Annotated in this window: 12 protein-coding genes; all 12 read right to left on the bottom strand. The window is 34.2% G+C overall.

Annotated features, from left to right (window positions below):
• Position 1: 1 nt before the first annotated feature.
• On the bottom strand, positions 2-478 hold the full coding sequence (locus T479_RS05715) for a DUF6790 family protein (RefSeq protein ID WP_024361545.1): 477 nt from the start codon (positions 476-478) through the stop codon (positions 2-4).
• Positions 479-524: 46 nt separating this feature from the next.
• The gene (locus T479_RS05710) at positions 525-2477 is read right to left on the bottom strand and encodes an aminotransferase class III-fold pyridoxal phosphate-dependent enzyme (protein ID WP_025218871.1); all 1953 of its coding nucleotides are present in this window, start codon (positions 2475-2477) and stop codon (positions 525-527) included.
• A 22-nt stretch (positions 2478-2499) separates the two neighbouring features.
• On the bottom strand, positions 2500-5337 hold the full coding sequence (locus T479_RS05705) for a type I polyketide synthase (RefSeq protein WP_025218870.1): 2838 nt from the start codon (positions 5335-5337) through the stop codon (positions 2500-2502).
• A gap of 15 nt (positions 5338-5352) precedes the next feature.
• Positions 5353-12846 carry a type I polyketide synthase gene (locus T479_RS05700; RefSeq protein ID WP_025218869.1) on the bottom strand — a complete coding sequence of 2498 codons (7494 nt, stop codon included), beginning with the start codon at positions 12844-12846 and terminating at the stop codon, positions 5353-5355.
• A gap of 72 nt (positions 12847-12918) precedes the next feature.
• Entirely contained in the window at positions 12919-13893 is a 975-nt protein-coding gene (locus tag T479_RS22720; protein ID WP_025218868.1) for an electron transfer flavoprotein subunit alpha/FixB family protein, read from the bottom strand.
• 23 nt (positions 13894-13916) lie between these two features.
• On the bottom strand, positions 13917-14687 hold the full coding sequence (locus T479_RS05690; RefSeq protein WP_025218867.1) for an electron transfer flavoprotein subunit beta/FixA family protein: 771 nt from the start codon (positions 14685-14687) through the stop codon (positions 13917-13919).
• 12 nt (positions 14688-14699) lie between these two features.
• Entirely contained in the window at positions 14700-15839 is a 1140-nt protein-coding gene (locus T479_RS05685) for an acyl-CoA dehydrogenase family protein (RefSeq protein ID WP_025218866.1), read from the bottom strand.
• Positions 15787-16878: an HAD-IIIC family phosphatase gene (locus T479_RS05680; protein ID WP_024361552.1), complete on the bottom strand. Its 1092-nt coding sequence runs from the start codon at positions 16876-16878 to the stop codon at positions 15787-15789. The genes T479_RS05685 and T479_RS05680 overlap by 53 nt, the downstream gene beginning before the upstream one ends.
• Positions 16875-17123 carry an acyl carrier protein gene (locus T479_RS05675; RefSeq protein WP_025218865.1) on the bottom strand — a complete coding sequence of 83 codons (249 nt, stop codon included), beginning with the start codon at positions 17121-17123 and terminating at the stop codon, positions 16875-16877. The genes T479_RS05680 and T479_RS05675 overlap by 4 nt, the downstream gene beginning before the upstream one ends.
• A gap of 16 nt (positions 17124-17139) precedes the next feature.
• Entirely contained in the window at positions 17140-17973 is an 834-nt protein-coding gene (locus T479_RS05670; RefSeq protein ID WP_024361554.1) for a 3-hydroxyacyl-CoA dehydrogenase family protein, read from the bottom strand.
• Positions 17974-18315: 342 nt separating this feature from the next.
• Complete coding sequence (locus T479_RS05665) at positions 18316-18945, bottom strand: response regulator (protein ID WP_051147706.1); 630 nt, start codon at positions 18943-18945, stop codon at positions 18316-18318.
• Positions 18932-21172 carry a sensor histidine kinase gene (locus tag T479_RS05660; RefSeq protein ID WP_025218864.1) on the bottom strand — a complete coding sequence of 747 codons (2241 nt, stop codon included), beginning with the start codon at positions 21170-21172 and terminating at the stop codon, positions 18932-18934. The genes T479_RS05665 and T479_RS05660 overlap by 14 nt, the downstream gene beginning before the upstream one ends.
• Between the last annotated feature and the right edge of the window lie 4 nt (positions 21173-21176).

Genomic DNA, 21176 nt, shown 5'->3' with positions numbered 1-21176 from the left:
TTTAGCCAATTACCCATATTCCACCAATAACAATAGATAATACGGTTATAAAGGTCTGATATGCAATATCCATTATGATATTTGCAATGCTGTCCGCGTCTGCCTTTTTATTCATTTTCATAACATTCCAGTGTGACCAAAGACCACTAATTCCATATATATACATAGCTACGATTGTTCCTAACCAGAACCCATCTCTAAACCAAATACACATAACGCCCATAACACCTAGACCCAATTGTGAAAACCCGTATTTTATCTGGAACGGCCCACCTGGCCAACCGACCATTTTGGCATTTTGTTTTGCAAAAATCATATTACTTAATAATCCTGTAATACCTAAAAGTCCAAATGTTACTACGAACTGATGAAGTAAAATTACCGAGCAGATCAACTGAGGGTCAGACGGAAATCCCTTCATATATAAGTCGATAACAGCTGTAACAATTCCTAATCCCCATAACACTAAAAAGAACATATTTTTATCTCCTATTTATATAAATCTATTTTCTGTCCAATCTTATTTATTGATTAAAAAAATTGGCTTCTTTCATTTCATATACAGTTTTCTTGACAGCCTCTATAACGTATTCGATATCTTCTTTGGAATGCTCTGTAGATAAGAAACAATTACGTCCTTCCCAAATATAGATACCTTTTTCTAACAAACCATAGTAGAATATTTCTTTTTCTAAATTTACGGTAAATCTAAATAATGAACCAAACTGATTGATACGAATATCTACGTGTTCACGTTCAAAGAATTGATTTAATTCGTTGACAAATTCAGTAGTTTTTAGATTCAATGTTTCATAAATAGTGTGCTTGTTTTCCTTTATATATTCGAGCACTGCATTTGTAGCTGCCATCGCCATCGGATGATGACAGAAAGTACCTGCAACAAATGTTCTTTTGTCTTCATTAGGAGGAACAGAGTTGTCTCCGAAGTTCCACATGCCACCATCTATACTATCTAAATATTTTTTCTTACCCGCTAAAACACCTATTGGCATTCCGCCACCAATAACTTTTCCATACGTTACAATGTCAGCTTCCACACCAAAGTATTCTTGTGCTCCACCACTAGCAATTCGGAAACCTGTAATAATTTCATCAAAAATTAAGGCAACGTTATTGTCTTGTGTCACTTGTCTTAATTTCAACAGGAAATCCTTCGGTTGAATATCTGGTCGTCGGCTTTGGATTGGTTCCGTTATAACGGCCGCAATCGTATCACAATGTTGTTCGATATATTGCAAAGAAGATTCGGAGTTAAAATCCAACATCACAACGTCTTGCACTGCACTATCAGTAATTCCCGGTACTAATGAAGTAGTTGTATGGTTTGAATCATCTAAATAATTCGGCATTCCTAAAAATCCATCGTAAGTTCCATGAAAAGCTCCTGTAAAACAGACGATTTTCTTTTTGCCTGTAACAGCTCTTGCTACTCTAACTGCAAACATATTTGCTTCTGTTCCAGAATTACAGAAAAATACTCTGTCTACTCCCGCTAACTCGGAAATATTTTGGGCTACTCGTCCAGTAAGCCTGCCCATTGGACCAACAGGCATTCCCTTTTCAAGTTCATTTCTCAATGCTTTTCTAACAAATTCTGGGCTATGTCCAAACATTAAGACCCCAAAGCCCATCGTCAGATCAATCATTGTATTGCCATCAATATCTATTATCTTAGAACCTTGGCCTTCTTCCGCAATAATTTGATAGAGCATTTCTTTATATAAAGGTCTAAAGCCCGCAGAGTTTCGATTACTCGCATATATATTTCTATATTGTTGGGTTCTATCCTTTGAATTTTTAGTAAAAATATTAATGCGTTGTTCTATATTTTTAATGTATTTTAATTGAAGTTCATCTACTTCATCTTCTTTGTTAAAATCTAGCTTTTTATAAGGCTTGTAATAATCATCGGATTTTGTCGGGGCTATTGCCGAACTGACTTCCTTTTGCACACCCTTTGTTTTCTGGCCATTTTTTTGTGCTTTCGTTGTACTAGCTATTACTTTTAAAATCTCATTTTGTTTTGTCATAACATCATATTGGTTGTTAAATACTTGCACCATCATATTCATATCTAATTTTCCTACATTCTGATAAGCGACTTCATTTGTAGGATTGTGAAGTTCTTCAGGTAGCGCATCAATAACATCCATTACTTCTTCATACGTTTCCTCTTGTTGTTCAGCCTCCACAATGCCATTTTCTGCAATGTAATCTGCAATTAGTTGTAACGTATTTAAAGTTGTAAAAAATACATCTAAAGGAATTTCTACCTTGTACTTTGCATGGATTTGCTTGGCAAGTGTTAGGAGAAGGATTGAATCAAGACCATAGGAAATTAATCTCTTCTTTTCATCTATTTCTTCTTTTTCCATGGCGGATATAATATGAACAATTTCTTTTAATTCTTCTATTACGATCATCGTTTTTGTTTCATCTAGAACTAGATTCTTCATTTTTTTACTCCTTTCTTGCTGTTTATTTAAAAATATTTTCAAGAAGCTGTTTCTGTAACATTAGTTGCTCATTTTGTTTTTCCAATAACTGTTCCAAATTCACATAGCTTGTATCCGCTACCGAAGTTGCTTTGTTTTTCCACAAGGTCTTTCTCTCAAAAGGATAGTTAGGTAAAATAATTTTCTTTTTATTGTAATTTTTATAGAAGCTATTCCAATCAATTTTCATCCCTTTAAGATATAAAGATTTCAAAGATTCCAACAACTGCTTATAATCGCCTATTCCTTTTCTAAGTGATGGAACAAAAATGGCATTGTCATTTTGCAAACATTGGCCTGCTAAGCCACATAAAGTTGCATTACCACCAATTTCAATAAATGTGGAAACGCCTAATTTATCTACTTCCTGCATCGCTTTCATAAAATGAACCGTTTTTTCAAGATGTTCTGTCCAATACCCTTTATTTTCAAATGTACCGACGTCCTCTAGCTTTCCTGTTACACTTGAAATAATTGATTTTGGCGTTTTATTGCAAACAACATGCGCTAAACTTTCCCCATATATTTCTTTATATTCTTCCATTGCAGTTGAATGATAAGGATATGGAATATTTAAATCGGTAACAAAAGCTCTGACCTTTTTATGTAATTGATTAATTACCATATCAACTTCTTCACTTAGACCAGATACTGTAATATTTTTAGGTGCATTAACAGCAGCTATTGATACATTTTTACATCCGCTTTCCAATATTGCTTCCTTCATCGTCAATTCATCTACTAACACGCCCACCATTTTGCCATTCGGTGTCACACTAACCATAAGTCTACTTCGCATCGCAATCATGTTCGTAGCATCTTCAAAACTTAGCATGCCGACATAACATGCTGCGGCATACTCGCCAACACTATGCCCAATCACATAATCTGCTTTTATATTGAATGAATCCCAGATTTTCGTTAAAGCGTATTCCAACGAGAATATAATTGGTTGCGAATAAAGCGCATTTGTTAATAGTTCTTCGTTTGCTCCAAACAAAGTGTCTTTGATAGAAATGCCTAGGAGCTCCTTAAATCGATTATCACAAAGATCGAAGGTTTCTCTATACGCTTGCGAATTTTCATAAAATTCTCTTGCTGCATCTTTGTAGATGGAGCCTTGTCCTGTAAATAAAAATGCAATTTTTTTCTTTTTACTTTCTGCTTGTCCAATGTAGTATGCCAGTGAATCTTCATTTTTGAGCACATGATCTATTTCTTCAATAATTTGCTCTTTATTGTTACCAACTATTGCGAACCTGTATTCATGTTTATCTCTTGTAATATTTGTTGAATAGGCAATATCACTAAGTAGTTCTGTGGAAACGCTAAGATAATCTCTTATTTGAGAAATTGCTTTTACTAACACATTTTTGTTCTTTGTTGAAATCGTTAGCATACTTTCAGGTAGATTACTTTTTTCAGTTTGTGGTGTATTTTCTTCGTGCTCTGCTTCTTCTAGTATTAAATGAGCTAATGTTCCACTAATGCCATACGCACTAATACCCGCTCGTCTTTTTTTCCCATTACTTTCCCATTCCGAGAGCTTATCGACTACTTGAATTTTATCCCAATCAATATTGGGGTTTGGATTTTTAAAATGGATACTTGGCAAAAGCTGTTTATGTTTTAAGGAAAGTAATACCTTGATCATACTTGCCATCCCGGATGCCGCCTCTAGATGACCAATATTCGACTTTACAGAACCAACCTTTATGGGTGCTTTTCTGTTTTTAAATACCTCACAAATTGCCTGTGCTTCAATAAAGTCACCAAGAGAAGTTCCTGTCCCATGAGCTTCAATATAATCAATATCGTCTACATCTAGCCCTGTCCTTTTCAACGTTTCTGCAATCACTCTTTGCTCTGCCAGCCCATTTGGTGCAAAGAAGCCATTGGATTTACCATCTTGTCCGACATATATCCCTTTTACTAATGCCTCTATACTGTTGTTATCTCTTTTAGCATCACTTAATCTTTTTAATATGATAATTCCACAGCCTTCGCCTCGGCCAAATCCATCAGCGGATGCATCAAAAGTTTTACAACGTCCATCTGGTGATAAACCACTGTTTTGAGATAGTCCCACATAGGGCTCTGGATTTAGCAGCAGATTTATCCCTCCAACAATGGCTACATCACATTGACCACTTTTTAGGCTGTCTACTGCCATGTTCATCGCCGTTAATGACGATGAACATGCAGTACTTAAACTTACTGCTGGTCCTTTAAAATCATAAAAATAAGATATTCTACCTGCAGCAGAATGAGAGGATGCTCCAACAAGTGAATATAAACCAATATCTTTTATATCCCCTGACATCATTTCTCTGTTTACATAGTCAACTGCGTCGATTCCTATGAATACGCCTGTTTTACTGCCCTTCATCTCTTCGATATTCAGACCAGCATTCTCCATTGCCTCCCAGCTCACTTCCAATAGAAGTTTTTGCTGGGGATCGACAGATACTGCCTCTAGTGCAGAAATTTCAAAATGCACATTATCAAATGTCTTAATATCTTGATCTATAAAGGAACCATAACGCGTATACATTTTTCCCTTATCTTGCCTATCTTCGCTGAAAAACGCTTCAACAGGGAATCTTTCAGGTTTGATATTAGTAACAGCATCATATCCTTGTGATAATTTGTCCCAGAATAAACTGCTGTTATTTGCACCGCCTGGAAATCTACAATTATAGCCAATTATTGCAATTTCATTTTCCTCTTTTGATTTTTTCAATTCTAAATCTAGTTCTTTAATTTTTTTAGCAGCCTTTAATAAGGCCTCTTTATATTTATTTTCAATGTCATTGTTCATATATAACACCTCTGACTATATCGTTAACTTATCAATTTCAGATAATAAGTCATCTATGTTTTCGGATTGTTCTTCTAATTCACCCATATTTTCATTTTCAAGAATTAGAACTTCACTTAATAAATAATCAGAAAGTTTTACGATGGTTGGATAATTGAAAAATACAGAGACATTGACATCGATACCTAGCAATTTATTAATCGCTGTTCGCATAGAGAATATCATTAAAGAATCTGCACCTTGTTCTTGGAATGCTTTATCTATGGATAGTACTTGGTTATGATCAAAGCCCATAATTTTCCCGCAAATACTTTGCAGTTTTTCAATTAGGATTTCATTTTGGCCTTCACCTGATAAACTCATAAGCGTTTCCAAGAAATTGTCCTTTTCATCTTGAACTATATCCACATGTAGGTCCTTTTCAGACACTAATTTGGATAGGAATTCTGTCTTGCCTGCTGCAGTTTCCAAAGATTTTACTAGGGTATTCCATTCTATATCGGCAATTAGCAGATTCTCATATGGTTGATCCATAAAATCATTAATAATGCTTTGTCCCTGGCCTTTTGAAAAAGTTTTCATACCCATTCTTGCCATCGTACTCGATATCGCATCATTATCTGCTGCCATCCCACTTTCATTCCATGGTCCCCAGCAGAAAGTATAACCAGGGAGTTTATTCATGTTCATATATGTTGCAAATGAATTCATAAAATGATTGGCAGCAGCGTAGTTGCCTTGTCCCATATTTCCAATAACACTAGTGATGGAGGAAAGCATCATGAAGAAATCCAATGTTTCCTTGTCAATTGCATTGAAAACATTAAGCGTTCCAACAACTTTTGGATTCATAACCTTTTCAAAATCCTCCCAATTGAGGTCAATCAACATCTTATCGTTTAACACACCTGCTGCATGAACGACGCCTCTAATAGGAGGCATCGTAAATTGAATGTCATCCAGCGCTTTTATCAAACTTTCATCATTACATACATCCGCATGGACAATCTTTACTTGCACTGCTTTGTCTATCAATTTTTGAATCGCTACTTTGGCATGTTCACTTGGTTCGCGTCTGCTTATTAAAATAAGGTTTTTAGCACCTGCATTTACAAGTTGTTCAGCATAAGCAAGACCCAATGCTCCTGTTCCACCTGTAATTAAATAAGAAGCTTCTTCTTTTAATACAATTTTCTTATTTTTTTCTAACCCTTTTTTCAAATAATCCGCATGAGTAATTAATCTTCCTACATAACGTTCGTTTTCTCTGAAGCAAACTTCCTGTACACTATCCCCTAATACTTCATGGATAAAATCACTATTTTCATAGAAAGTTATTTCATCCGTATCAATGATGCCACCAAAAATTTCAGGATATTCTATACTCATTACTTTTGCTAATCCCCAGACCATTGATCCTGATAAATTTAGTTTTTTCTCATGACGAAGCTTTTGCACATCTTTGGTCACGATTTTAATTTTGCTACCTTGTGTGTAACCCTCTTCATTCATAACTTGAACCAAATAGTGTAATGCTTTAATCGCTCTATAATTCACCTTATTATTCGCTAGATTCTGAACACTATCCTTAGTAGTACAATAAATAATATTTAAGTTTTTCTTCCCGCTGTCTTTGCATACATCTGCAAAAAGCTTCGACCACTCTTCTTTATTGTCCTGATTGATTGTATAATCATGGGTATTTTTCTTTAGGAATTCATCTCCATGTAGTACACATATTGTGTTTAAATGGTGTTTCTCCATATTTTCTTTTAAACTTGCTGCCGCAATTGCCTCATCTGCAATCAGAAGGTACTGTTTATTGACTGGCAACTCCTCTAATTTTCTAATAGCATCTGTTTGCACCCAGTCTGTATGGTAATACAATTTGTTTGCACTACTCATTTCTTGTAATAAACTTTCGCTTTCTGTAATTTTAGCCATGAGGTTATCTATTTTCATTAATACTTCGCCTTTTTCGTTATATACAATAACGTCCGCATACGTAATATCATTTTTTACAGTTGATTTTGAATAACACCATAACTGATCGGATTCTCGATAGTTAAACGTCAATTTTTCTAAATAGTATGGAATAACTGTTTTATTGCCATCTTCATTGACATTTGTGCGTTCTTTTAATTTTTCCAAAACTAAGGCAATACCTGTTTGGAATATCGAGTCAATTGTTCCTGGGTAAAGTACATAATCTTTAAAGTATGGAATAGTTTTTAAAGGCTCTACTACACAGACACATTCATCTTCTCCGTAGCTAATACGCTTAATCCGTTGGAAACCTTCTCCTAATTCAAAACCAGATTTACTCATAAAATAGTAGATACTATTTTCAATATTTTCTTCATAGGACAGGCGTTTATAATCATCCATATTTGCTGTCATTTCTGAAAACGCATATTCATCTTGCATGCATACATTGCCTTTAGCATGCATTAGCCATTTATCATATTTAGAGTTAAAATCTCTACTGACAATATTAAATTTGTAATCATTGTCTTCTTTTTCTAAACAAATTTGCACCTGTTTTTCTTCATCATCTGTTGCAGCTAATGGTACTCTGAAATCTACTTTACTTAACACGCAACTTTTAGCATTTCCAATTTCTTTCACAGCCGAAAGTATCATGGCCATATGGGCTGCTGCTGGAGAAATAGCTGTTTTGAAAATTACATGTTCTCTCATAAAGTAAGGTTCCAATGCAGTAAATTTCCTTTGGAATACTACAGCGTCACTCATTGATGGAAGATCAATTCTTTGGCCTAGAATATTATGATAATCTTCAGCATTGATACTCTCTGATGCTCTATCGTATTTCAAATCCATCCAATATTTGTTCTTCTCATATGGATAGTTAGGAAGTTTTACTTTGTTCCAATTTGTGTTACCAGCGAACGTAATATTGCTCCAATCCACATCTACACCCGTTACATAAAGCAATGCAATTTCATTTGCCAGTTGTACTTTATCTTCCTTCTTCATGTTTAAAGTAGATGCAATGACTCTTTCATCTTCAAAAATTAATTTACAAAGTGCTGCCAACACTCTATTACTTCCTACTTCTAGCAATAAATAGTTTTCTTTTTTATCAATGCTTGTAACCGCTCCAAAGAAGTCAACTTTTTCTCTAATATGACTAGTCCAATAGTCGCCATCAAGAATTTGACCTTCTTCTAATTCTTTGGCGTAGAGCGACGAAACAAATTTTACCTTAGATTCTTTATAATCCAATTCTTTTGCTATTAAATGGAAGTCATCTAATATTGGCTCCATTAGCATAGAGTGAAAAGCATGAGATACCTTTAATTCTTGTACACGCATGCCTTCCATCTTTGCCTTCTCAACCACTTTTTCTATATCTTCCGCCATTCCAGAAATTACACAAGTTTCTTCAGCATTGTGTGCCGCAATACATACCGTCTCTTGGAATCCAGTAAGAAGTTTTTGTACTTTCGCTTTATCTGCAAAAACAGTTGCCATCTTGCCTTTTCCAGGTGCAGCATCCATCAGTCTTCCTCTTATTGAAACTAGTTTAATAGCATCTTCCAGTGTCATAATCCCTGCTACAACTGCTGCTGGATATTCACCAATGCTATGTCCCATCACTACCTCTGGTTTAACACCATAGCTCTCCCACAGTTTGTATAACGCATATTCCACCGCAAAGATTAATGGTTGCGCATAAACCGTTTTTTCAATCACTTGTTCGTCTGCATTTTCCCCATATATTAAATCGGCAATGGATTTTAATAAATACGGTTTAAACAATCGATCACAAGTGTCAAATGCCTGTTTAAAGACAGCATTAGAATCATAGAGTAGTTTCCCCATATTGAGATACTGTGAGCCTTGTCCAGTAAACATAAAGACAACTTTTCTATCTTTTTGCATCAACTGGTGCTTATCTATATTTTCAAAGACCCCTTCTGCATACCCATCTTTTAGATAGCTTTCTAGTCTCTCAGCAATCATTTTTCTGTTACTGCCACATACAGCAAATCGGTATTCTAAATCCGCTCTTCCTAGATTGGCTGTATAAATAATATCTTCTAATTCATTGTCCGAACTATTTGCTATCAAATTATAGTACTGTTCAATTAGTTCATTTAATGATTTCTTGCTTTTTGCTGAAATTTTAAGTATATAATCTATGCCATCTTGGATGTTTGTTTCGTTTTTACCGAAATCCTCATTTTTGTATTCTTCGATAATCGCATGGGCATTTGACCCACCAAATCCAAAGCCATTAATAGCTGCAGCTCTTAAGCCATCCTCTTTTTTCCACGATGCATGTTCGCTTATAACTTCTACATTTGCACCTTCCCAGTCAATAAACGGATTCGGTGTATGGAAGTGAAGATTTGCAGGAATCATATTATGCTTCATGGATAATAAAACTTTAATTATTGATGCTACCCCTGCAGCAGCCTCCAAATGACCAATATTAGATTTTACAGAACCTATCTTTAATAGATTATTTTTACTTCTGTTCTTTCCGTAAGTTGCACCAACTGCATGAACTTCGATTGGATCTCCAAGTTTTGTGCCTGTTCCATGCATTTCTACAAAATCAACATCATGAGGATCCATACTGGCATGCATCAAAGTTTTTTCAATCAATTTTTCTTGCGCTTCCCCATTTGGTGCAGTTAGGCCGTTACTCTTACCATCTTGATTAATTCCAGTTCCTCTGATAATGCCTAGAATTTCATCTTGATCTTTAATAGCGTCAGATAATTTTTTCAGTATAAGGACGCCACCGCCTTCTCCACGCCCATAACCATTTGCCGCTTCATCAAATGCTTTACTATGCCCATCTACTGATGTCGCTTGCAGTTTCGAAAAACCGATATTAGTCGTTGGAGATTCCATTAAGTTAACGCCAGCTACAATTTGCATATCGGCTTCTCCGGCCTGCATTGCGGTACAGGCTAAATGCAACGCCGAAAGCGTTGACGAGCATGCGGTATCAACTGTAATACATGGTCCTTCAAATCCAAACGTATAAGATACCCTTCCACATGCAGTACTCATACAGCTTCCTGTCAGAGCATATGCACCAATAGTTGATAATTCTCCTGAATATAATTGCGCTAGATTGTATTCATTATTAGACATGCCTACATATACGCCGGTGTTCGATCCGTTGTATTTAGTAATATCCATATTTGCATTTTCAAAAGCTTCCCATGTGAGCTCTAATAGCATTCTTTGTTGGGGATCAAGGGCAGCTGCTTCTTTTGGAGATATATTGAAAAACCCTGCATCAAATTCATCAATATTGATATTTAAAAAACCACCCTTTTTGCAATACATTTTTCCCGGAACGGTTTTATCTTCATCATAATACTTTTCAATTTCCCATCTATTTTCAGGAACATCACATACGCCATCTACTCCATTTACAAGCAAATTCCAGTACTCATCAATACTATTAGCACCACCTGGAAAGCGACAACTCATTCCAACGATTGCTATTTTATCTTGCATATGCTGCTCTTCGTTCATGTTCCCTAGACTCCTTTGCTTCTCTTCTAAATTAACAAGTGAATAAATATGTTCAGACAAATCATATATAGTGAAATACTTAAAAATATCAGCGACAAGAATATTTACGTTAAATTCTTTATTTAAATTTTCAATAAACGATGGGATATTAATAGATACAATGCCATATTCAGAAAAAGGAATGTCATGCGCTAATACTTTTACATCGAAACGACTCTCAATATATGTCACAATTTTCTTCGCAATAGAATTTCGAGAGTATCTCGTTTTTTCAGTATTAACCATTTGGCTTTTCTTACTATAATTCAAGTTATTTAGTATTGTTTCATATGTGCCAGCATTATATTTTTCAGTTAACCCACGTCGAAATGCTTTGCCACTGTTTGTTTTAGGAATATCTTCAACGGGTACTACCTCACTAATAGTCAGTCCCATTTTTTCAAAAACCATTGAAATAATGTCGTTTTTAAAGTCCTTAAATTCTTCTATATTCTTGTTATTTTCAAAGTCCATTTGTGTTTTTATAAAAACAATCACTTTCTCATTGTCATTTTCCTGTTTTGTTCCATTGCATACTGCACACTGTTGGTGCTTTGTATTATGCAAATGGTTATTTATTAGTTCTTCAATCTGTGCGCACGAGACTTTTTTCCCGTTGGCTACAACAAGTTCTTTTTCTCTTCCAATAATGATAAGATTGTTATCTTGAATAAATCCTATATCCCCTGTACACAACCATTTCTCTTCAAAAAATACTTTATCGGTCGCTTCTGAATCTTGATAATAACCTGCTGTAATACAAGGACCACTTGCACAAATTTGTCCTAAATGCCCTTCTGGGAGCTCTTGGAAGTTATCATCGCGGATACTAAGTTGTACAGTTTCCAAAGGCGTACCCATTTCAAGAAATACATTATCTGCTGTTTCGCCATCCGCTAATTCCCTACACTGCACTTTGTCACCAATCACAAGCTTATCGTTTGTAATTTCGAATGTTCTAGCATGCTTTCCTAATCTATTTGCGGTTAACATAATTGTCGCTTCAGTCAATCCATATAGCGGATAAACCTTATCTATAGAAAATCCATAAGCATTTACTTCGTTACAGAATTCTTTGTATAATGCTTGACTAACCGACTCCCCACCTAAAAACATGCTATCTACACAGGACAAATCCCATTTAAAGCTTTTCTCCGAATTCATATAAACATTATTAAAATGCTTCAATGCGAATGGCAGTGAACCAATTCTAGTTGCGCGATATTCATTAATGGTTTCCGCCCAAATTAACGGCTGATTCATGTACAATTTAGTAGAAAGCAGGCATTGATCTGCGCCCGCCATTAATGGTACAAGGTGGAATATGACTAAACCATAACAATGTGTTAATGGTGTCCATGATAAAAACTTATCATTTTCATCTATTGCATAATGTTTAACAAAGCCATATACGTTAGCAGCCACATTGGATTTGCTAATCATTACCCCTTTTGGCGTGCCCGTTGTTCCAGAAGAATATAAAATATATAGGATATCTTCTGGTGAAGTTTGATACTCTACATTCAGATTATTCGGACACTTTAAAATCTCAGTATAGAAGTCCTGAAGGCATAGCACTTTCCCTTTGTCCTTATCCTGTTCACTATCACTGACGATGATTGGATGAACCGACTTTTCCAATACATGTGTTAAAAGACTATCGACATTACTATTTTTACTTGCATCAATCGGAACAGCGATATAGCCTCCTATTGCACACGCCCAAAATGAATATAAAAAGAGCTCTAGATTTTCACACCGAATAATAACTTCTGCATTTCTGCTAACACCTTGCTTTTTAAATATTTCAGAAACATAAAAACTTCTATTCCATAGTTCTCTGTATGAAATAAATTTTTTATCCTCTTTTGAAAGGACAATTGTAATTCCTTTATCTGTTTTACTAAGTTTTTTTAGTGCTCCTAATATATCGTCTGTTTTTTTCATTCCATTCCCTCCCCTATCAAACCTTCTAAAAGCTTTTTATGTCTTATAAAACACTAAGTACATCTCTTGTACCTATCCTTCAGCCATTTTTTCTAATTCAGCCAGTACTGCCTCCACATCATCTACGATAGCGTAATCCGCATATTCGAATATGGGTGCATTTTTATCTTTATTGATGGCAACGATTATTTCAGCATTTTTAACGCCAATCATATGTTGGCTAGCGCCCGATACACCGAATCCTACATAAATAGGTGAAGCCAGCATTTTCCCAGACTGACCAATCATTCTCTCTTTTTCAATATATCCCGCTTCAACGACTGCTCGGGTTCCAACTATTCCAACATGTAGTTTATTTGCGATTTGGCAAATTTTTTCAAAATTATCTTGATTTTTAACTCCTCTACCAATACAAAAAACTTTATTTAAATTGTTCATCTCTTTCTTTTCGAACTTTTCTATTCGCTCTAGAACACCCCATGAATTGGACAACTTCTCCATATCATCATCGTATGTAACTTCCTCTATCATTCCACTACATTGCCCAGCCTTCATTTGTTTTGCAAAGATGTCTTTTTTCACAGTTGCGATGATAAATTCGCCATTAGAACAATTGTTTTTGGCAATTGTCACACTATTAAAGGCAGTTCTCAAAAAAGACAGTTCGTTATTTTCATCAAATTGAATATCAGTACAACCTGCTATAAGCCCGACCTCAAATCTGGCAGATAATATCGATGCCGTTATTTTTCCATTGCTAGATTCCGGAACCAATATGACTTTTGGGATGCGTGTCTTTATCATATTTGAGATTATATTTGTAAAATATGTCATATCAAATGGTTCGTTTTGTTTACAGATCACTATATTGTCTGCTCCATATTGAAAGAACTTATCAAGTTGCTCACTATCCTTATGTCCAACACATAATACTGTTACCTTACAGTTGCATTGATTACTGAGACTGCTAGCTTTTGTGATGACTTGTAATATATTTTCATCGTCGTATTCTTGAAAATCACATATGATAACAATTTCTTTTTCCATTCAACGTTCATCCTTCATGCAGGTTATCGTTTACTATTGTGTGCCTTATCTGTTACTAAGTTATAGATTAAAGCCGCTTTTTCTTGTGCCGTTTCTTCTATATATAGCTTTTTCTGTTTTGCTTCTTTTTGAACATGCCATTCTTTCACCTTTACACTAGCAAAACCACACTTAACTACATCAACAGCTAAATCAGTAGCATTCCATACAAGGATCTCTTTTTTTCTTGCTTTTTTTAATGCTAGTAAATTGATTAAAGGCTGCGTAACTACATAATCGTAAAAAGAAATAACAGCGGGTGGTTTCAATCTCCCAATAATTGTTTCAGTGTCTTTTACTTGTTTTAGCTGAATTGCTGAAGCCTCATTCCCTAAAATCTCAGCTATATCAGTTAAACAATAATAGTTAAGACGTTCTCCTATGCCATATACTGCTTGTCCAACTTCTCCATCACTACTCCGTCTTCCACATGCTACAAAATCCACATCTTCTATTTTTTTGATTGCCTGTACTAAAATGTATGAAGTAGCGACTGTATCCGAACCTTCGAATAGCTCATCATTTAATAGAATGGCTTTATCTGCTCCTAAAGCAATAGCCTTTTGAAGCAATCCTTTTGTACTGTGATTACCCATACAAAGACAGATAATTGTGCAATCAATCGATTTTTTTAATTCTATAAATTGTTGTAATGCATATAAGTCATATGGATTTATAATAAAGTCCTCTGTTCGTAATTCATTTGGAAACATCTCTTCAGCTTTGATTGGTTTTAAACATACTACAACTTTCATGAGCACTCCTTATCACATATATCTTGCATTGGCCATATTATAAATTGTATTTTTTTGCATTTCATTTGTGCCTGAATAAATACTGCTTGCCAGGGCATCCCTTAGCTCTCGTTCCATTTCATACTCTTTTGTATATCCATATGCACCAAAAATTTGCATTGCATCTCTACACGTTTTTATGTAATTTTCACTTACAAAAAGTTTAAAAATAGAAGTTTCAAGGTAAGCAGATTTTTTTTGATCTTTTAACCATGCGATTTTATATAACATTAATTTCGCCATTTCTATATTTACTTCCATTTCGGCAATTTTATGAGATACTGCCTGATTTGAACCTATTGGCTTTCCAAACTGTTTTCTTCCATTTGCCTGTTTGATGCATTGTTCCATAACTCGTTGCATCACACCAATATGTGGCGCAAATTCAAAACATCTTTCCCATTCTAGCGCGCCTGTGAGAATATTATTACCATAGTTAAATTTCCCTAATATATTATTCTTTGGCACTTTTACATTATCTAAAATAAGTTCACTCGTCGGACATGCATTCAAGCCCATCTTTTCGATATCATTCCCTGTCGTAACGCCTTCAAAATTGCGCTCAACAACAAAAGCAGTGATTTTCTTATCTGGAACTTCCTCCGTAACAGCGAAAACAATAAAAATATCAGCGATAGGACCATTGGAAATAAACATCTTTGTACCATTAAGTACATAACAATCATCTTCTTCCTTTACATTTGCAACCATCGCAAATGCATCAGATCCTGCTTCAGGCTCTGTAATAGCAATTGCCCCAATTTGTTTCCCTTCAACCATCTGTGGTAAATACTTTTCTTTCAATTCATCTGAACCATATAAATTGATTAAATTTTGACATACCCATATATGATTATTAATCACAAAAATAAATCCATTATTTTTACATGCATATCCAAGACTTTCAAAGACCATTGCCGCAGTCTCGTAGCTTTCCCCAAGACCTCCGTATTTTTCATCTACAGTTATCCCTAATAATCCAAATTCACTAACCTTTTTCCACATATCCATGGAGAATTCTTCGTAAAATTCACGTTCATTAAGATTTTCTCTCGCGAAATCAATGATTTCCTGACTGTATTGTTTCTGCTCTTTCTTTACTGAAAAATCCATCAACGTTCTCCCCTTCATAAACAAACGTTACATAGTCTGGTATAATTCGCTCGTACGACATATCTGCTTCAAATATTACGACATCACCGTCTTTACCTAACTCTTTAAAGCCGTTAAATTTGTATGTAATGTACATAATTCTATTTTTATCTGTTGGAATAAATTGTGCTCGTAAAGTTTTATTATTTTTTATCGATTCATTAATAAGAAAATTCATGAAAATATTACCAATACCTTTGGACATTACTCTGCATGACATAAGAAGTAGCTTCAAATCCCAAACGTCAGCCTTCTTTTCTACAAGCGCCAAGCCTATTTTTCCGTAAGTACCATATTTATCATCAAGCTGTGCAACATACACTTCATAATCATCTGCTTCAAGAAAGTTCTTTAATTCATCATAAGAATAAATGTAACCTGTGGAATTTAACTGGTGTGTTCTGACTGTAAGCTCTTCAGCTCTCTGAAGATCGTCTTCCTTAGCTTTGTCAATTTTGAAAGTCATATTAAGCGTGGATAAAAATTCTTCTTTAGTACCACTATACGCTAGCTCTTCTTTATTTCTTTGAATATCACTGTGGTACATTTTCCTTCTATTTTTCGAATCATTTGTTATAAATTTTGGCATCATTCTTTCCATATCTAGGATTTTGTCAATATCATTTGCGTCGATACATAAAATTTCTGGATAACTGAATAACACTTCTTCTCGTTCAAATTCTTGGTCATCTACAAAACTCAAAGTATCTATACCAATATTGATGTCTTTTGCAATTTGAGCAACAGCTTCTGACTTACTGTTCCAGCTAATTTGAGGATAAATAAAATAGTCCCACAAACCAAATTCTTCAAGTTTTTCTTTGGCCATATCATAGTTGTTTTTACTGCTTATTGATTGCAAAATTCCTCTTCTATCTAGTTCCTTTATTACTTCAACTACATTTTCTTTTAAAGTTAAATTGTCATTCTCTATTAAAATTCCATCCCATAATGTATGATCTAGATCCCAGACAACACATTTTATTTTCTCCCCACTCATACTGTTTCCTCCATTGCTAACTTCTTTTCAACTAAGGCAACAATTGAATTGATATCTTTAAAATTGTCCAAATCTAATTCCATATTATCGATGGAAATATCAAATTCAGTTTCAATAAAATTAACTAGGTTCATTGCAAATAAAGAATTAACTAATCCTTTTTCAAAAATATTGTCTGTGTCATTGATCTCCGTAATTTTTATAAACTTTGATAAAAACCCTTTAATTTTCTCTTTTGTATTCATTATTATCACCTTTCTTTTAGTAAGAATAAAAACCTTTTCCGCTTTTTCTTCCAGTTGAACCTGCATATACCATTTGTTTTAAAAGGGGACAGGCTCTAAATTTTGGATCTTCATAATGGGTATATAATACTTTTAATGAATCTAATACCGTATCAACACCGATTAAATCAGCTGTTTCCAGCGGACCCATTTTATGACCAAAAGCATTTTTAAAAATGTTGTCAATTTGCTCTGCAGTTGCCACTCCCTCATACACTAGGGCTGCAGCCTCATTCATAAATAAATGAGATAATCGATTAGATACAAATCCCGCGCTGTCCTTAATTACTTCAATTTCCATTCCTGCTTTATTTAATAACTCACGAACATGCTGAACGGTCTCTTCAGATGTTTTCCATCCCTGTATAACTTCAGCAAAATTTTTCATAGGAACTGGATTCATAAAATGAACACCTATCACTTTTTCAGCTCTATCGGTATATGAACCAATAAGCGTAATCGGAATGCATGAAGTATTCACCATGTAAATACATTTTTGTTTACAAACCTTCTCTAAATTTCTATAAACGATTTCTTTCGTTTTAATATTTTCATCTACATTTTCAATAATAAAATCCATATCTGCAAAATCTTCATAACCTGATGTAATGTCGATATTGGCAACAATTTTTTCAGCATCTATCGTTTTATTAAACATACCTGCTATTTTTAAATTCTTTTTTATCTCTTCCCGTGCAGTTTCAAGAACATTTGAAGAAATATCATATAAAACAACATTATGACCATATTGTGCAAACCTTTGGGCTACACCTTTCCCCATTACACCGGCTCCAATTACACCTATTTTCATGTTAACCTCCAATAGCTTTGAACTTTTTTATTATAGTTTGTAGTAAAATTTATTAATGTCGATATACTAAACTACCCCAGTAACATCACTTGTCTCTCGTTATTTAAATTCTACCAATACATTTACCGTACTTTATAGGGCGGGTTTCCGATTAAAATAATGCGGAAAACCACACTTGACATAAAAAAATAAATATTTACACTAGTTGATAGCAAAGTAAAAAAAACGACAAAACACTTTACCAGTGTTTTGTCGTTATTAGATGTGTATTAATATTACAAAAAATTGTTGCTTTATTAGCAAAAAATGCATAATTTATGAACTTCAGTCGAATCTTTATACCTAATTAAAATGATATTTATCAGTTTCTAAAGTAGTTAATTCATTCCATTTAACGGCTGCCTCTGCTCGTGATTCAACACCAAGCTTAGAAAAAATTGTGGTTAATACTTTCTCTATTGTCCGTTGGCTTAAATGAATTTCTAGTGCAATAGCCTTATTCGTATAGCCATCTCTGACAAAATCTAAAATTTGTCGTTCTCTCTCTGTCAAGTTTATAGATTCTTTAGCTCCAACATTATGTACACACAGCTTTTTAAGAAGCGAAAGTGAAATAATAACTTTCCCTTCAAGTGCATATTGAATTGTATCAATCAATTGTTTTCTACTTTCCGTTTTACTAATAAATCCTGATATCCCCTTGTTTAATAATTCGGGTAAATATTTCTCGATATTATAACCTGTATAAATAATCGTGATTGCTTCAGGATGAATTTTGAGTAACTTTTGAATAAATTGCAGTCCATCCATCCCTGCTAAATTAAAATCAATTAAGTAAATATCATAAAATGATTCGGATAAGTGCTGTAATGCAATACAGGGATCTGTAAACACCACTGCTTGACAGTCTAGTTCAGCTTGCAATATGGCCCGTGTGCCTTCACCAATAGCAATATGATCATCCAATACCATTATTTTCAAAATCCTCACCTATTTTCATAGATAGTTTAATGTTTGTCCCTTGCGGCTGATTTGAACTTATTAAAAATGTCCCCTGATAATACTTGATACGCTCCTTCATCCCCATTAGTCCTATACTTTTCATACAGTCTTGTTGAATATTTTCATCAATACCAATTCCATCATCCCAATAGTCAATAAAAACTTTTTGTGCTTTGGATGTTAATGAAATATGGACAGACTGTGCTTGTGAATGTTTATTTGCATTGGAGAGCAACTCTTGAATAATACGATAAATTGTAGTGGATTGCTGCAATGATAAACCTTCAATCCTTTGAATATCCACTTTAATCAAGAAGTTAAAACGAATTTTACATTTCTGTATTAACTCCTCTAACGAGCGGTGGAGACCAAGCCTATCGATTAAAGGCGGATATAAATTTTCACAAATTTCTCTTGTATTATCCACAATATCCAGTACTTCTTCACGCAAATGCATAAAAGCCTCTTTGTCATCTTTTTCTTTTGTTGCAGCTTCTTCCATATTACGACTCATATGAATCAAATCTTGTAAAATCGTATCATGTATCTCTGTAGATAACCGTAAACGTTCTTTCTCTGAAGACAAAATCCATAGCCTATTATACCATCGTGGTGCATGCAATTTGTCTAACTTCGTCAGTTGTGCCATAAGTTCATCCAACTTAAGTGAATTATCGATAATGCTTTGAACATAATACAAAAAGAGTTCAAGCATTTTTAAAGATTCGGACGGTATTTTACGAAATTTTGTGTCTGTGATTGCCAACAACTTAGAGTCTACTGTTTCATAGAGTACCAATATGTATTTCGTGTCATGTTTATAAATTAAATTAGGACAAATAGCACGACATTTATGTTCTTCTATATAACCAAGAGATTGTGTTAACTGGTCTTCTATAATCTCAATATCATTCAGCATTAACATTAGATTAAGCTCTTGTTTAATATATTCCATAAGTTTGTCGAAGTTAGTAGCATAATGTGCTGATGATTTAATGAAGCGATAAAAATTGGAAAAATTGTAGTTCTTTAAAGTACTTAAATAGCGAGCATTCCGTACTTCCATACTTTCCTTGTATGACAACAATAAGATGGAGGAAATAAACGTAATCAAAAAATAAAGACTGTATATGTAAAACGAGCGTACTTCCTCAAGAGATAGTAAAATAAATGAAAGTACCAGACTAAAAGGAATCGCCAATTGTAAATGTGAAAACATGCGATCAAGCGCATATTGTAAGTTAACAAAATTCCCCGCCATTTCTAAGTAAATCAGACAAATAGGGACCACTAACAAAAATAACGCCGTCACATCTGCAGGTAGAAATGGATGCACATTAAAAATTGTTGGAATGCCATAACATAATGCGAACGGTCCGATTCCTAAAAAAAAGATGCAGAATAATGGCTTGGCATAGTATTTAGTATTGCTTTTAGCTGCGACAATAATATTAATCGCTAGTAAGCAGGATAAAATTAAATAGACTGATAGTTCAAATATAATTTGTACTTTAAGAAGATCTTCAATAAAAATACGCGCTATATTTATCACTACAATCATTATACCAATAACAAAAAAAGCATTACGCAACTTTTTTTGAAAAGCATCACTCATTGTTCTTAAAAAATAATTACAGTAGAAAATACAATTCACAATGCTAAGGAAAATCGCTAATGAATTAATAACATTACTAATGAAATCTCCTCGTCCTGCTGCACCTGCACTTATATACGCTAATGCTGTAAACTGTAAATGAAAAATCAAATACTGTTTGTTTTTAGTAAGTATTTGTTTAAATAAAAAAAGACATAAAGCAGTTGTGATTAAGGTATATAATAACGGCATTATTAATTGCTTTATTAATTGTGCATTTATATTCTTATTTGAGACGATTAACTTTTCCACTTTTCCTTCATGCCAAATTGTTATGCTATGCGCTTGTGTAATTAGAAAAGGGGATGAAGTATTGGCTGTCAGCTTCATCCCATCTAATTCTAAAACTTTCGTATAGGGCACTATATTTTGAGATGCTGCCCAACTTTCCTCTTCAATCTGTTGAATATACCAACTTTGATCTTGTGATTGAGCCAGTGTAATCCCAATAATAGGCCCGCTAACGACAACGGATAAACAATACAATTGTATGAAAAAAATGAGAAAAAGCGAAATTAAGATTTTAGCTTTTCCTTGTTCCATCTGT

Source organism: Lysinibacillus sphaericus (assembly GCF_000600105.1).
GTDB classification, from domain to species: domain Bacteria; phylum Bacillota; class Bacilli; order Bacillales_A; family Planococcaceae; genus Lysinibacillus; species Lysinibacillus sphaericus.
This window is presented reverse-complemented; position numbering and strand designations above follow the sequence as displayed.